At 66.9% G+C, this 13,840-nt stretch carries 15 protein-coding genes; 5 read left to right on the top strand and 10 right to left on the bottom strand.

Annotated elements, in window-relative coordinates; genetic code table 11:
• Window position 1 precedes the first annotated feature (1 nt).
• The 6 genes from QUV25_RS16685 to QUV25_RS16660 all read right to left on the bottom strand — a co-directional run bounded on the left by QUV25_RS16685 (window position 2) and on the right by QUV25_RS16660 (window position 5,032).
• Window positions 2-814: an ABC transporter ATP-binding protein gene (locus tag QUV25_RS16685; RefSeq protein ID WP_300865603.1), complete on the bottom strand. Its 813-nt coding sequence runs from the start codon at window positions 812-814 to the stop codon at window positions 2-4.
• Between the two features lie 153 nt (window positions 815-967).
• Entirely contained in the window at window positions 968-1,987 is a 1,020-nt protein-coding gene (locus tag QUV25_RS16680) for an ABC transporter substrate-binding protein (RefSeq protein WP_300865602.1), read from the bottom strand.
• A gap of 122 nt (window positions 1,988-2,109) precedes the next feature.
• On the bottom strand, window positions 2,110-2,874 hold the full coding sequence (locus tag QUV25_RS16675; protein ID WP_300865601.1) for a class II glutamine amidotransferase: 765 nt from the start codon (window positions 2,872-2,874) through the stop codon (window positions 2,110-2,112).
• A 192-nt stretch (window positions 2,875-3,066) separates the two neighbouring features.
• Window positions 3,067-4,479, bottom strand: a complete 1,413-nt coding sequence (locus tag QUV25_RS16670; RefSeq protein WP_300865758.1) for an MFS transporter — start codon at window positions 4,477-4,479, stop codon at window positions 3,067-3,069.
• A gap of 86 nt (window positions 4,480-4,565) precedes the next feature.
• Window positions 4,566-4,799: a hypothetical protein gene (locus QUV25_RS16665; protein WP_300865599.1), complete on the bottom strand. Its 234-nt coding sequence runs from the start codon at window positions 4,797-4,799 to the stop codon at window positions 4,566-4,568.
• A complete protein-coding gene (locus QUV25_RS16660; protein WP_300865598.1) occupies window positions 4,799-5,032 on the bottom strand; it encodes a cysteine-rich CWC family protein in 234 nt (77 codons plus the stop codon). Before QUV25_RS16660 ends, QUV25_RS16665 begins: the two co-directional genes overlap by 1 nt.
• A gap of 176 nt (window positions 5,033-5,208) precedes the next feature.
• Between QUV25_RS16660 and QUV25_RS16655 the strand changes: the two genes are divergently transcribed.
• The 5 genes from QUV25_RS16655 to QUV25_RS16635 all read left to right on the top strand — a co-directional run bounded on the left by QUV25_RS16655 (window position 5,209) and on the right by QUV25_RS16635 (window position 9,647).
• On the top strand, window positions 5,209-5,820 hold the full coding sequence (locus tag QUV25_RS16655) for a c-type cytochrome (RefSeq protein ID WP_300865757.1): 612 nt from the start codon (window positions 5,209-5,211) through the stop codon (window positions 5,818-5,820).
• Between the two features lie 7 nt (window positions 5,821-5,827).
• Entirely contained in the window at window positions 5,828-7,123 is a 1,296-nt protein-coding gene (locus tag QUV25_RS16650) for a cytochrome c (protein WP_300865597.1), read from the top strand.
• A gap of 53 nt (window positions 7,124-7,176) precedes the next feature.
• A complete protein-coding gene (locus QUV25_RS16645; protein WP_300865756.1) occupies window positions 7,177-7,971 on the top strand; it encodes a trypsin-like peptidase domain-containing protein in 795 nt (264 codons plus the stop codon).
• A 63-nt stretch (window positions 7,972-8,034) separates the two neighbouring features.
• Complete coding sequence (locus tag QUV25_RS16640) at window positions 8,035-8,772, top strand: GDSL-type esterase/lipase family protein (protein ID WP_300865596.1); 738 nt, start codon at window positions 8,035-8,037, stop codon at window positions 8,770-8,772.
• Between the two features lie 50 nt (window positions 8,773-8,822).
• The gene (locus QUV25_RS16635) at window positions 8,823-9,647 is read left to right on the top strand and encodes a crotonase/enoyl-CoA hydratase family protein (protein ID WP_300865755.1); all 825 of its coding nucleotides are present in this window, start codon (window positions 8,823-8,825) and stop codon (window positions 9,645-9,647) included.
• A gap of 7 nt (window positions 9,648-9,654) precedes the next feature.
• On the opposite strand, the gene QUV25_RS16630 is transcribed toward QUV25_RS16635, so the two are convergent.
• The 4 genes from QUV25_RS16630 to QUV25_RS16615 form a co-directional block, all read right to left on the bottom strand.
• Window positions 9,655-9,948: a hypothetical protein gene (locus QUV25_RS16630; protein ID WP_300865594.1), complete on the bottom strand. Its 294-nt coding sequence runs from the start codon at window positions 9,946-9,948 to the stop codon at window positions 9,655-9,657.
• Window positions 9,949-9,970: 22 nt separating this feature from the next.
• The gene (locus QUV25_RS16625) at window positions 9,971-11,527 is read right to left on the bottom strand and encodes a gamma-glutamyltransferase family protein (RefSeq protein ID WP_300865754.1); all 1,557 of its coding nucleotides are present in this window, start codon (window positions 11,525-11,527) and stop codon (window positions 9,971-9,973) included.
• 146 nt (window positions 11,528-11,673) lie between these two features.
• On the bottom strand, window positions 11,674-12,510 hold the full coding sequence (locus QUV25_RS16620; RefSeq protein ID WP_300865593.1) for a sulfite exporter TauE/SafE family protein: 837 nt from the start codon (window positions 12,508-12,510) through the stop codon (window positions 11,674-11,676).
• Between the two features lie 12 nt (window positions 12,511-12,522).
• Window positions 12,523-13,839 (bottom strand): TRAP transporter large permease subunit, encoded by a 1,317-nt coding sequence (locus QUV25_RS16615; protein ID WP_300865752.1) that lies wholly within the window; start codon window positions 13,837-13,839, stop codon window positions 12,523-12,525.
• Window position 13,840: the final 1 nt, after the last annotated feature.

Raw genomic sequence — 13,840 nt, 5'->3', positions numbered from 1 at the left:
CTCAGGCCGCCTTCTGCAATTGCTGCTGGTATCCCTTGAGCACCTCTTCGCGCAGGACAGACCAGATGGCTGCGTGCAGCTCCAGGAAACGGGGCGTCATCTTCACCTCCGCCACGTCGCGCGGGCGCGGAATGTCGATGGTGAACTCGCCGATTGGGCGCGCGGCAGGTCCGGCGCTCAGGATCACGACGCGGTCGCTCATGGCGATGGCCTCGTCGAGGTCGTGGGTGATGAACAGCACCGCCTTTTTCTTGGAGCTCCAGAGTTCGAGCACTTCGTTTTCCATCAGCTGGCGGGTCTGGATGTCGAGTGCGGAGAAGGGCTCATCCATGAGGATGATGTCCGGGTCCAGCACCAGGGTCTGCGCCAGGCTGGTGCGCTTGCGCATGCCACCGCTGAGCTGGTGCGGGTAGCGGTCGCCAAAGCCCCCCAGGCCAACACGGCGCAACCAGTCTTCAGCCTGCTCGCGCGCCTCGGCATCGGCCACGCCGCGGAACTCCAGGCCCGCCATCACGTTTTGTGACGCAGTTCGCCAGGGCATCAGGCTCTCGGTCTGGAACATGTAGCCGGCGCGTGTGTTCACATCGCGCAGCGGCTCACCAAAAATGTGGGCCGTGCCCTGGCTCGGCGCCAGAAGTCCGGCCGCCACATTGAGCAAGGTGCTCTTGCCGCAGCCGGTTGGCCCCACCACGCTCACAAACTCGCCAGCGCCAACCGTCAGGTCCACGTGTTCGACCGCGGTGTAGCGTTGGCCGGGTGCGTCCTTGCTGATGAAGGTGCAGGCGACGTCTTTGAGTTCGATGGCGGGTGTCATGGGGAAAGGTGAATCAAAGCCAGACAAGGGCCGTTGAACAAAGCGAATGCGGCGCGCGTATCCAAAACCCAGAACAGCGCGGAACCGGCATTGCCGGGCCGCAGGTTTTGCCCCCTTAAAGGGGGGTGACGCGCCACAGACGCGGCGCCGGGATCAGCGGTATTTTGCGTTCGCGATCTTCGCAAAATCGTTGGTGAATACCGCCGCCAGGTCCAGCTTGGCTGCGGCCAGTTTGGCGTCCACGCTGCCCAGCGCGCGGAACGCGGTGTCCGGGCCGCGAGTGGGGAATGTGCCGTCGGGCGACAAGGCCTTTTGCGCCGCCAGGAAGCCGTCGATGTAGATCGCGCGGTCACCCAGCAGGTAGCTCTCGGGCACCACCTTGATGATGTCGCCCGGACCAGCGCGCTGGATCCATTTGTTGGCACGCACCATGGCGTTGGTCATGGCCTGCACGGTGTTCGGGTTCTTGTCGACGAAGGGCTGCGGCGTGTAGAGGCAGCCGCCGGGCATGGGGCCGCCGAAGATTTTTTCCGACTCGGCCACGATGCGGGTGTCGGCCACGATCTTCAGGTCACCCGAGCGCTGCAACAGGGTGATCACTGGATCGAGGTTGCTCATGGCGTCGATTTGACCCGAGCGCATCGCGGCGACAGCACCGCTGCTGGCTCCCACGCCGATGAAGCTCACATCGCTGGGCTTGAGGCCTGCCTTGGCCAGCACGAAGTTGGCCATCACGTTGGTCGAGCTGCCCGGCGCTGTCACGCCGATCTTCTTGCCTTTGAGGTCGGCGACGGACTTGAAATTGGGCATGGTCTTGGGGTTGATGCCCAGCACGATCTGAGGTGAAGCGCCCTGCAGCACGAAGGCGCGCATGGGCTGGCCCTTGAACTGCATGTTGACCGTGTGCTCAAACGCGCCCGAGACCACGTCGGCACTGCCGCCGACCACGGCGGCCAGTGCGCGTGAGCCGCCTGCGAAGTCGACGATGGTGAGGTCCAGGCCTTCGTCTTTGAAATAGCCAAGCTGCTCGGCGATGGTGAGAGGCAGGTAATAAAACAGGTTCTTGCCACCCACGGCGATGGTGACCTTGGGCTTTTCGATGGCTTGCGCCAGTACCAGGCGGGGCAGGGCGGTGGCGGCGATGGCGCCGGCAATCAGGTGGCGTCTTTGCATGAGAGTCTCCTTCTGGTTGGATACAAGGGCCGCGCGCGCAGCCTGAGCGTTGCATCCTAACCGGCAACCCCTGGCGCCCGTCCCCGGGGGCATCCCTAGTACCGAGTCGCGAAGGTGCCTGCTCAGGCCACGTGCAGACCGTCGACGAACACCCGCAGTTCGCCCGGTGCAAACGCCGTCCAGGCCTCGTTGGAGGTCAGTGGCGTGGTGACGATCACGGCGGCGCGGTCACCAGGCTGGTTGAGCTCAGCGAAGTTCACCGTCCAGTCCCGGTCCATCAGCGTGGCTTGGGAGAACGGGTGTTGGCGGATCAGGTAGTGCAGCTGGGTGCTGCAGTGAGCCCACATGGCGTCGCCGTTGGAGAGCAGGAAGTTGAAGCTGCCGAAAGCCGCCACCTTTGGCACCAGTTCGCGCAAGGTGAGCGTGAGCTCCTCGATGCTGGGCAGGCTGGCGTGCGACTGGGTCAGTTCCTGCATCAGCCAGCAAAACGCGCGCTCGCTGTCGGTGGTGCCCACCGGCTGGAAGCGGCCGTGCAGCTGGGGTTCGTAGTCCTTCAGATCGCCGTTGTGCGCAAACACCCAGTGCCGACCCCACAGCGAACGGGTGAACGGGTGCGCATTTTCCAGGCTGACCTCCCCGATCGTGGCCTTGCGCACATGGGCAATGATGTTGCGGCTTTTGAGTGGGTACTGCTGCAGGAACTGGGCGATCGGCGAGGCCGCGGCGCTCTGGTGATCCACGAACAGCCGCATGCCTTTGCCTTCAAAGAAGGCGATGCCCCAGCCATCAGCGTGGTGGTCGGTTCCGCCGCCTCGCTGGCAAAAGCCGGTGAAGCTGAACGAGGCGTCGGTGGGCGTAGCGCAGTTGAGGCCTAGCAGTTGGCACATTTTCGAAATCCCCCCTGCGCCGCTTTGCGGCTTCCCCCCTTGGAAGGGGGGACCACGCCTGTGGCCCGGCTGAGCCGGTTCCACGGCGTGTGCTGGAAGAGGCATCTCGTTCCAGCGATTTTGCGTTTCGGCGGAAGGGGTTGGTTGTTGTCGTGTTGCGTATTGTGTGTCGGCCGAGCAGAGAAGTCTTTGTCAGTTTGCTGCAGACTTCTGTTCGCGCAACCGCCAAGCCGCCACCAGCGCCAGCGCGCACACCGCGGCGAGCATCAGAAAGGTTTCGTTGAACGCGATCAGGCGGGCCGGGTTGGTGCTGGCGGTGTCGAGGCGGAAGCCGTGGGCGCTGATGCGCCATTCGAGGACGATGCCGCACAGGCTCACGCCGGCGGCGCCGCCCAACATGCGCAGGAAATTGATGGCGCTGGAGCCTTGCGGGATGTGCGTGTGTTGCAGACCCCGCATGGCGCCGATGTTGAGCGAAGGCAGGATAAAGCCCAGGCCGACGCGGCCGAGAATGGCCCAGCTCACCAGCAGCGGAATGATGGCGCCGGGCCGGTTGAGGTCGATCGTGACCATGAGCGCAAACGAGGCCGCCAGCAGCGCCAGGCCAATGCTCACCAGCCGGTGCGTGGGTTGCCGGTCGGTCAGGCGGCCGACGATGGCGATCGTGACCGCCAGCACCAGGCCAGCCGGCAGCAGGATGCCGCCCACATACGACGCCGACAGACCCAGACCCATCTGCATGTAGACCGGCAGCAGGTAGGTCGAGCCAAACAGCGCAATCCCATAGATGAAGGCCACGATGCTGCCCATGGCAAACCGGCGGTCGGCGAACAGCGAGAGGTTCATCAGCGGTGCCACCGCGCCGTCGACCTGTCGCTGGTGTGAGCGCAACATGCGTCGCTGCAGCATCACAAAACCCAGCAATCCCAGCCCCGCACTGCCCAGCAGCACTGTGGCCTGGCCTGCCGATCCGCCGTGCAGTTCGACCAGACCGTTGAGCAGGCACAGTGTGCTCACCGTCGCCAGCAACAGGCCGGGCCAGTCCAGCGTGGCACCGCGCGGATCGGCCGCGGCACCGCCTGGGGCGTTGGTGGGCACATAGCGCCGCGCCAGCCACAACGAGACCAGACAGAACGGCACCACCATGTAGAAGATCGAGCGCCAGCCCAGGCCATCGACCAGCAGGCCACCGATGCTGGGGCCGATGGCAGGCGCAAGCACCACGCCCATGCCGAAAATGCCGCTGGCGCGACCTTGCTCGCTCGGCTCGAACGCGCGCAGGATGATGATGGCCGGGATCGGCTGCACGACACCAGCGGCCAGACCCTCGGCGACGCGCGCGATCAGCACCAGCGGGAAATGCTGCGCCAGCCCGCCGGCCACGCCGCCGGCCAGCAGCAGCCACATGCAACCCTCGTAGGTGCGCCGGTAGCCATAGCGTGAGAGCAGCCAGGGGGTGGTGAGCATGGAGACCGTCATCGCCGCCATGAAGCCCGAGCTGACCCACTGCGCGCGCTCCTGGCCGAGCGCAAAGTGCTGGCTCATGTCGGGGATCGCCACGTTGACGATGGTCGCCGACATGATGGACGCCATCGTGCCCACCATCACCGAGAGCAGCAGCAGCCAGCGGTAGCGCTCTCCGTGGCGCTGGCGCAGGGCGCTGATCGAGTCGTCGCGCGCGGGCGAGGTGTTCACGGCTTGCGCGACTGGCGGCGCTTGGCGTCGCGCCAAAGGCGCAGCGCCAGCAGCAGCGCCGGCACGCTGTGCAGCAACAAGTCAAAGATATCGATGGGCCGGGTCAGCTGACCCTGGGTCAGCATGCGCAGCTTTTCAATCAGGTGGGGCTCGGGAACCACTGGCGCCACCGCCAACCAGCCGGCGATCAGCGACAACCAGAGCAATGGGATGCGGTCGAGCCAGCGCATCAGGCACCGCCCCCAGCGACAGCCACGGCCACGCAGCGGGCGCAAATGCAGGCCAGCCCCTGCGCTTGCGGCGGCAGGCGGTCCAGCAACGCAGGTGGAAAGGTCTGTGACATACACCAGCACGCAGGTTGTGGCTGGCCGGTGGCGCGCTCGATTTCCATCGCGCAGCGGTTGTCGCCACCACAGAGCGGACAGCGGCTGGGATCGGATGGAGATGCGGGTGTGTCGGACATGGCAGATGGCAGTGTATCGGTGTGGTACTTTCAATGACCTGATGCTGAGCTGCGCCCACTTTATGTTCCTGAACCGTTTTCGCTTGTGTTGGGTGGGCGCCGCCATCTTCGCGCTGTGCCTCCCCGGTCCGGCCGCGTGGGCCAGTGCAGCACCCCAACACACGGTACTGGACACCATGGACCAGCGCATGATGGCCTGCACCCTTTGCCACGGCAACCAGGGTCGCGCCACCAGCAGCGGCTACTTCCCGCGCATCGCTGGCAAGCCGGCCGGCTATCTGTACAACCAGCTCACCCACTTCCGCGATGGCCGGCGTCAGAACCCGGGCATGGCCAACCTGCTCGATCACCTGAGTGACGCCTACCTGCGCGACATCGCTGCGCATTTCTCTGCCATTGACCTGCCCTATCCGCCGCCACAGCCGGTGCAGGCTTCGGGCTCAGCGATGAACCGCGCCGAAGTCCTGGTGCGCGATGGAGACGCAGCGCGCCAACTGCCGGCCTGCGTGGCCTGCCACGGTCAGGCGCTCACCGGTGTGAACCCGGCTGTGCCAGGCCTGCTGGGGCTGCCGCGCGACTATCTGATCGGTCAGCTGGGGGCCTGGCAGACTGGCTTGCGCCACGCCCACGCGCCCGACTGCATGGCGCAGATCGCCAAAGCCTTACCGCCTGAGGACGTGGCCGCGCTGGCGGCCTGGCTATCTTCCCGCCCGGTGCCCGCCAACAGCAAGCCAGCGCCGCCGGTCGACAAGCCGATGCCCATGCGGTGCGGCAGTGCTGTGCCCTGAGCGCTCGATGCCTGGGCGACCCTCCCTGTTCACGGTGAAGCGCCTGCTGGCGCTGGCGGCCTTGGCGGCCGCTGTGTTGCTGGCAGGTGTGGCGGTGGTGCTGGGACGCGACCTGGGCGCCCCCGCTTTGCCGCCAGTGGACCCAGCGACCCGTGTGGTCGCCACCTCGGCGCTGGCAGAGCGCGGTGCCTACCTGGCCAGGACAGGCAACTGCGCGGCTTGCCACACGGCGCGCGGCGGTATGCCCTACGCGGGCGGGCGACCCTTGGTCACGCCCTTTGGCACCGTCTTTGCCGGCAACCTCACGCCCGACGAAGACACCGGGCTGGGGCGCTGGAGTGCCGACGCTTTCTGGCGCGCCATGCACCGGGGCCAGTCGCGAGACGGCCGCCTGCTGGTCCCCGCCTTTCCCTATGACAGCACCACCCGCATCACCCGCGAGGACAGCGACGCGCTCTTCGCTTTTCTGATGAGCCTGCCTGCGGTGAAACAGGTCACCCAGCCGCACGCGCTGCGCTGGCCCTACAGCACCCAGTTCGCGCTGGCCGCCTGGCGCGCGCTGTACTTCGAACCTCAGTCGTTTGTGGCCGATACCGATCAGAGCGCCGAGTGGAACCGCGGCGCCTACCTAGTCACCGGGCTGGGCCACTGCGCAGCCTGCCACGCCACGCGCAACGCCCTGGGAGGCGTGGTCGCCGGCAGCGAGCTCACGGGTGGGTCGCTGCCCGAGCCAGGCTGGTATGCGCCCTCGCTGCACGCACCGTCCGAAGGAGGCGTGACCCAATGGGACACGCAACGCATCGTGAACCTGCTGCGCGACGGCATCGCGCACGAAGCCTCGGCCGTCGGGCCGATGGCCGAAGTGGTCTACGGCAGCACGCAACACCTGTCCGAGCCCGACCTGCGCGCCATGGCCGCGTACCTGCAAGCCCTCGATCCCCGGCCGGTCAGGCCGGTGGCCTTCGAGCCGGCGCGCAGTGAACAGCGCGAGCTGGGTGCGCGGGTCTACGAGCAGCGCTGCGCAGATTGCCACGGCGAACAAGGCCAGGGCGCCGCAGGCATCTATCCGGCACTGGCGGGCAACCGAGCCGTGACCCAGGCGTCTGCCGCGAACCCGGTGCTGGCGGTGCTGGGCGGCGGTTTTCCACCTGCCACCGCTGGCAATCCAAAGCCTTTCGGCATGCCACCCTACCGAACCCTGCTGACCGACGTCGAAATCGCCGCCGTGGTCACCCACCTGCGCCAGTCCTGGGGCAACCAGGCCTCGGCCGTACCACCCCAGGCGGTGCAGCGCCTGCGTTGAGCGCTTTTCCTCTGCACAGGCATTGGTGCGACACTCCAGCGGTGACCCTCAAAATCTCGCCCACCCCGATCGCCCAGCCCGAATCGCTGCGTCCCGCGAACCGCACGGTTCCTGTCGATCCGCTGTTTCTCGCCGCGCCTCAGGTTTCGACCTACCTGGGCGAGTTCGCGCTCACCAACGCCAGCGGTTTCTTTTTTGAGCGTGAGAACCGGCTTTACCTGGTCACCAGCCGCCATGTGGTGATCGACGAGGTCAGCGAGCACCTACCCGACCGGCTGGTGATCGAGCTGCACCTGGATGCCACCAACCTCACGAAGTCGACCGGCTTCTCGGTCCCGCTGTACCGCGACGGCCAGGCGCTGTGGCACCAGGGCCGCGACAGCGCGGGCGAGATCGATGTGGCAGTGATCGAGCTTGAGCGGGCGGCGTTTCCGCCGTCGGCCGTCTACCGCGCATTCACCCCCGCCCACATCCAGACCGCGTTCACGGCGGTGCCGGCCGATGCGTCGCTCATGGTGGTCGGCTTTCCGCTCGGTTTTCACGACGTGGTGCACCACCTGCCGGTGGTTCGGCTGGCGGCCATCGCCTCACCGCTGGGCATCCGCTTCCAGGGGCAGGGCTATTTCCTGACCGACGCGCGCACGCACCGTGGCATCAGTGGCGCCGCCGTGGTCATGCGCGACCCGGCGCCCACCAGCCCCGCCACCGAGGCGCTGCCCTGGCGCCTCCTGGGTGTGCACTCCTCGCGCATGGACATGGGCAACCGCGATCTGGTGCTCGATGAATCGCTGGGCCTGAATTGCGCCTGGTACGCCGACATCTTGCTCACGCTGACCGAAGCCAGCTGAGCGCAGGGTAAGCGAAAGACCCCTGGTCCTGGCCAGCTCGCTGCCTGGCCTAGACTGATCCGCATGAAGACCACACTGCTGTTCATGAGCCTGGTGGCCGCCATCGCGGTGCTGGGGCTGGGGGGCTGCGCCGCGTCGCGCATCAGCCAGGCCGCCCAGCTCGCTCGCGAAAGCGAACCCCTGCAGCACAGGCCAGCCAATGCAAGCATGCGACTGCTGATCGTGGGCGACAGCACCGGTGTGGGCACCGGCGCGACCTCGCCCCAGACCAGCCTGGCCGGTCTGCTGGCCCAGGCTTTTCCCCGCCTGCGAATCGACAACCGGGCGCGCGACGGCGCCACCTTCGAGGGCGTGGTCCAGCAGCTGCAGGTCGACAGCGCACGTTACGACGTGGTGCTGATCCAGGCCGGTGGCAACGACGTGATCCGCCTGCGCAGCGACGATGCCGTGCGCGCCGACATCGATCGCGCCACTGCACTGGCTGCCGCGCGCAGCGATCGCGTGCTGCTCATGCCGGCAGGCAACGTGGGCAATGCCCCTTTCTTTTTTCCGCCGCTGTCCTCGCTCATGACCACGCGCGCAGAGCGCCTGCACGGCTTCATCCAGGCTGCGGCCCAGCGCCATGGCGCGGTCTACATCAACCTGTTCCAGGCGCCCGAAGACGATCCCTTCGTGCAAGACCCCAACCTGCATGCGCGCGACGGCCTGCACCCCAGCGACGCTGGCTACCGCCTCTGGTTTGACGAGTTGCTGCGCCAGGCCGACCTTGCCGAGGTCTTGGCTCCTGCGCGCGTCGAGTGAGCGGTGTTTGACGCCTGCGTGACCGGTGCGAACCGGTGGGCTTTGTCATGATGACTGCCATGAACCCCAGCGCCAACCTCAACCCCTCTGAGGGCCGCATCACCTTCGAGCAACGCGGCGGTGTGCTGCTGATCGGTATCGACCGGCCCTCCAAGCGCAACGGATTCACGCCCGCCATGCTGCGCGCCCTGGCCGAGGCGTATACCCGGCTGGACGACGACCCAGGCCTGCGCGTCGGCCTGCTGCACGCCCAGGGAGACCACTTCACCGCCGGGCTCGACCTGCCCAGTTTTGCGCCGCTGATGCAGCGCGGCGAATCGCCCGTGCCCGAGGGCTGGGTCGACCCGGTGGACCTGGGTGACGCGCGCTGGCGCCGACGCGTCAAGCCCCTGGTGGTCGCGGTCAAGGGCATCACCTTCACGCTGGGCATCGAGCTCATGCTCGCCGCCGATATCGTGGTGGCTGCGGACGACTGCCGCTTCTCCCAGCTCGAGGTCAAGCGCGGCATCATGGCCACCGGAGGCGCCACGCTGCGCATGGCCGAGCGCGCGGGCCTGGGCAACGCCTTGCTGCACCTGCTCACCGGCGACGAGTTCGGCAGCGCCGAGGCGATGAGGCTCAACTTCGTGCAGCGTGTCGTGCCCGCCGGCACCGAGCTGGAAGAAGCGCTTCGCATCGCACAGACCATTGCCGAGCAGGCGCCGCTCGCGGTGATCGAAACCCGGCGCAGCGCCGTGCTCGCGGTCGAACAAGGTCCCATCGTGGCGCAGGGCGAGTTTGAAGCGGTGCAGCAACGCCTGGCGCAGAGCGACGATGCGAAAGAGGGCGTGGCTTCCTTCCGCGAGAAGCGGGCGGCGGTGTTCAAGGGCTGCTGACTGCGCGTCAGTCGGCGAAGCGCTCCACCAGCGCCTCGCCCCACTCCCAAGGCCCGGTGATCGTCAGCGTCACGGTGGTCCAGTCGCCGTCGCCCTGCACCTGATGCTCGGCGTCCCACGCGCCGCCTTCGTCCAGCGCGCCGCGTGGTCCAGGGGCATCGGTTTGCGCCGCGGACATCACCGAGGCCACCTCGGCCATCACCTCGGGCAGTGCGCTGGCGCGCACGCTGGCCATCGCCTCCCAGCTGCCCGTGCCTTCGCCGTCGTCGCTGGCGTCGAAGATGAGGTAGCTCAGCGCCATCGTGCCGCGGCTGCGCGCACGGTCACAGCGCGGCCACGAGGCCGTCGCTGCGCGGGTCGGCCGCGCCTTCAATCACGCCGTTCGGGTGGCGAACCAGCGCGCCGGCATGGCCCATGGTGTCGCTGAAGGCTTCGGGCAGTTCTTCCACCACATGGCCGGCACCGCGCAGTTGTTGCACCAGTGCCGGCTCGAAGCGGCTCTCCAGCTTGAGCGTGGTGCTCACGTCACCCCAGGTTCGGCCGAGCAGCCAGCGCGGCGCGGTGACCGCCTGCTGCAGCGTCTGGCCGAAGCGCGCATAGCGGGTGAAGACGGCGGCCTGGGTCTGAGGCTGGCCTTCGCCGCCCATGGTGCCGAAGGGCATGACGCGGCCGTCATCAAACAGCGCCAGCGACGGGTTCAGCGTGTGGAAAGGCTTGTGCCCCGGCTTGAGTGCGTTGAGTGCCTTCGGATTCAGCGAAAAGCTGGTGCCTCGGTTCTGCCAGCACACGCCGGTACCGCGCAGCACGGTGCCCGAGCCGAACTCCCAGTACACGCTCTGGATGAAGCTGACCGCGCGGCCCTGAGCGTCGACGCAGCCCATCCAGATCGTGTCGCCCGGCGCGGCGGTGTCGGGCCAGGGCAGGGCGCGCTGCGGGTGAATTTGCGCTGCGAGTTCGTCCAGCGCTTCGGGGGTGAGAAAAGTGCGTGGGTCGGCCGGGGCGCGTTGCGGGTCGGTCACCACGCGCTCGCGCACGCGAAACGCGCGCTTGGTGGCTTCCACCAGGCCGTGCAGGTGGGCAAAGCCTTCACCCTCGGTGACGCCCAGGCGCTCGAACAGGCCCAGGATCATGAGGGCCGAGAGGCCTTGCGTGGGCGGCGGCAGGTTGTAGACCGTGCTGTCGTTCAGCCGAACCGCCAGCGGCTCGACGATCTGGGCGCGGTAGGCCGCGAGGTCGCTGGCACGCACGGGGCTGCCCACGCGCTCCAGCTCGGCACCCAGGCGCGCGGCCAGCTCGCCGCGGTAGAAGTCGTCCAGGCCGCGTTCGGCCAGTTGCGCCAGCGTGTTGGCCAGATCGGGCTGGCGCAGGATGTGGCCGGGTTCAGGCGGCTGGCCGTTGACCAGGTAGGTCTCGGCAAATCCTGGCGCGTCCTTCAGGCCGTCAAACTTCTCGCGCGTCAGGGCCGACTGGCTGGTCGTCACCGCCACGCCCTGGCGCGCATGGCGGATGGCATCGCCCAGCAGGCGCGAAAGCGGCAGCGCTGCACCCCACGGAGCGGCCACCTCCAGCGCCTTGGCCCAGCCGCCGATGGTGCCGGCCACGGTGAGCGCGGCGGTGGGGCCACGTGAGGGAATCGAATCCAGACCGGCGTAGAACTCGCGCGTGGCGAGCGCGGCCGAGGGACCACAGGCGTCGATCGCCACCGGCGCCTTGCCTGGCTCATGGATCAGCCAGAAACCGTCGCCACCGATGGCGTTCATGTGCGGGTAGACCACGGCAATGGCGGCGGCAGCGGCCACCATGGCCTCCACCGCATTGCCGCCGTCGCGCAACACGTCGCGCCCGGCTTGCGCAGCCAGGTGGTGGGGCGCCACGTGCATGCCGCCCAGGGCCTTGAGGGTTTGAATCACAGGGAAAGTCTCCTTGGGGTGTTGTCGGTATTCAAATCACAGATTGTCGTGTGTTTGTGCCGCGCTACGGGCCGCGGCGGGACTCCGCTTTTCGCTGTGAAGTTGGCAGGGCTCCCTCAGTGCAGCAGGCCGTAAAACATGCGCAGCGAGGTGAGCGCGAGAAAGGCGGCGAACACCTGCCGCAGGCGGCGCGCGTCGATGGCATGGGCGAGCTTCGCACCCCAGCCGGTGGTGGCCATGGTGGCGGGAACGATCATGGCCATGCCCAGCAGGTTCACATAGCCCAGGCTCGCGGGCGGTCGGTTGGCCACACCCAGGCCGTTGATCAAAAACGCCAGCGCGCCAGGGAAGCTGATCACCATGCCCAGCATGGCGCCCGTTCCCACAGCGGTGTGCATAGGCACGCGCAAAGCGTTGAGGATGGGCACGCTCAGGGTGCCGCCCCCGATGCCCATGAGCGTCGAGATGCCACCAATACCACCCCCCAGCAACGAGGTGCCTACCGGGCCCGGCAGGCCATCGGCAAGTGCAAAGCCCTCGCGCTTGAATGCCATGTTCAACGCCACCACCAGCGCCACCGTGGCGAACACCGCGGTGAGCACCGAACCGCTGAGGTAGCGACTGGCGATCGAACCGGCCAGCACACCCACGATCACCGAGGGCATGAGCCGCTTGATGAGCGCCAGGTCCAGGCTGCCGCGTTTGCGGTGCGCACGACTGGACATGATGGAGGTGGGGATGATGGTGGCCAGCGAGGTGCCCACCGTCACGTGCATGCGCACCGATTCATCGATGCCCAGCAGCGTGAACAGGTGGTAGAGCACCGGGACGATGACAATGCCGCCGCCCACGCCGAGCAGGCCCGCCAGGATGCCGGCGATCACACCCGTGGCCAGCAGGGCGAGCGCCAGGCCCAGCAGCCAGAGGCCACTGTGTTGGTTGAGGAGGTCCATGGGTGCCGCCGATCACCAGCCGATGGCCTTGGGCAGCCACAGCGCGATCTGCGGGTACAGGAACAGCAGCACCAGCGCACACAGCTGCAGGCCGATGAAGGGCACCACCCCTCGGTAAATGTCCTTGATGTTCACCCCGGGCGGCGCCACGCCCTTCAGGTAGAACAGCGCCCAGCCGAACGGCGGCGTGAGAAAGCTCGACTGCAGGTTCATGGTGATCAGCATCGCCAGCCAGACCGGGTCCACGCCCATGTTGATCAGGATCGGCAGAAACAACGGCACCGCGATGTAGCTGATCTCGATCCACTCGATGAAGAATCCGAGCACAAAGATGATCATCATCATGAACCAGACAGCCGTGTTGACGCCGCCTGGCAGGGCATCGAACACGTGAGCAATCAGCTCTTCGCCCTGTAGACCTCGGAACGACAGTGCAAACACCTGCGCCAGCATCAGGATGAACATCATGATGGCGGTGATCTTGCTGGTGTCGAGCGCCACCGCCTTCAGCGTGGCCCAGCTGAAGCGACCTGAGAGCACCGTGATCAGCACCGCACCCACCGCCCCCATGCTGGCTGCTTCGGTCGGGGCTGCGACGCCACCGACGATGGAGCCCAGCACCGCCACCACCAGCATGACCGGGGGCACCAACACCTTGAAGAAGCGCAGCCACAGATCCCGGCGAGAAACCGCGTCTCGCTCGGCAATCGGAATGGGCGGCATGCTGGCAGGACGCAACCACCCCATCACCAGCAGGTAGACGATGTACACGCCAGCGAGCAACATGCCCGGACCCACCGCAGCGGCGAACAGCGTGCCGACAGATAGCTGCATGATGTCCGACAGCAGGATCAGGATCAGGCTCGGCGGAATGATCTGACCCAGGGTGCCTGAGGCACAGATCACGCCGCAGGCCACGCTCTTGTCGTAGCCACGGCGGAGCAGCGTGGGCAGGGTCAGCAGGCCCAGCGTGATGATGGTGGCACCCACGATGCCGGTGGTGGCGCCCATCAGCACGCCAAACAGCACAATGCCCACCGCCATGCCGCCCTTCACGCCTCCAGCGATGTGTCCCATCACGTCGAGCAGGTCGTCGGCCAGACGCGATTTTTCCAGCATCACACCCATGAAGACAAACAGAGGAATGGCCATCCATTGGTAGCCGCTGACGATGCCGTACAGCCGAGCAGGCAGCAGGTTGAAGAGCAGATCGCCGAAACCAAGGTAGCCGAACACGAAGCCGACGGTGGCGATGCTGACCGCTACCGGAATGCCGATCATCAGCATGATGAAGAAGCCGCCCAGCATCATCAAGGCGTAGGTCTGCATT

It is taken from the genome of Hydrogenophaga sp., assembly GCF_030373245.1.
GTDB lineage: Bacteria > Pseudomonadota > Gammaproteobacteria > Burkholderiales > Burkholderiaceae_C > Hydrogenophaga.
The sequence above is the reverse complement of the archived record's forward strand: the minus strand, read 5'-3'. Positions and strand labels throughout refer to the sequence as shown.

Bases quoted from the DNA above. Each gene is read 5' to 3' on its own strand.
- QUV25_RS16685 (WP_300865603.1), bottom strand. From the start codon at position 814: ATGACACCCGCCATCGAACTCAAAGACGTCGCCTGCACCTTCATCAGC.
- QUV25_RS16680 (WP_300865602.1), bottom strand. From the start codon at position 1,987: ATGCAAAGACGCCACCTGATTGCCGGCGCCATCGCCGCCACCGCCCTG.
- QUV25_RS16675 (WP_300865601.1), bottom strand. From the start codon at position 2,874: ATGTGCCAACTGCTAGGCCTCAACTGCGCTACGCCCACCGACGCCTCG.
- QUV25_RS16670 (WP_300865758.1), bottom strand. From the start codon at position 4,479: ATGGTGGGCACGATGGCGTCCATCATGTCGGCGACCATCGTCAACGTG.
- QUV25_RS16665 (WP_300865599.1), bottom strand. From the start codon at position 4,799: ATGCGCTGGCTCGACCGCATCCCATTGCTCTGGTTGTCGCTGATCGCC.
- QUV25_RS16660 (WP_300865598.1), bottom strand. From the start codon at position 5,032: ATGTCCGACACACCCGCATCTCCATCCGATCCCAGCCGCTGTCCGCTC.
- QUV25_RS16655 (WP_300865757.1), top strand. From the start codon at position 5,209: ATGGACCAGCGCATGATGGCCTGCACCCTTTGCCACGGCAACCAGGGT.
- QUV25_RS16650 (WP_300865597.1), top strand. From the start codon at position 5,828: ATGCCTGGGCGACCCTCCCTGTTCACGGTGAAGCGCCTGCTGGCGCTG.
- QUV25_RS16640 (WP_300865596.1), top strand. From the start codon at position 8,035: ATGAAGACCACACTGCTGTTCATGAGCCTGGTGGCCGCCATCGCGGTG.
- QUV25_RS16635 (WP_300865755.1), top strand. From the start codon at position 8,823: ATGACTGCCATGAACCCCAGCGCCAACCTCAACCCCTCTGAGGGCCGC.
- QUV25_RS16630 (WP_300865594.1), bottom strand. From the start codon at position 9,948: ATGGCGCTGAGCTACCTCATCTTCGACGCCAGCGACGACGGCGAAGGC.
- QUV25_RS16625 (WP_300865754.1), bottom strand. From the start codon at position 11,527: ATGCACGTGGCGCCCCACCACCTGGCTGCGCAAGCCGGGCGCGACGTG.
- QUV25_RS16620 (WP_300865593.1), bottom strand. From the start codon at position 12,510: ATGGACCTCCTCAACCAACACAGTGGCCTCTGGCTGCTGGGCCTGGCG.
- QUV25_RS16615 (WP_300865752.1), bottom strand. From the start codon at position 13,839: ATGCAGACCTACGCCTTGATGATGCTGGGCGGCTTCTTCATCATGCTG.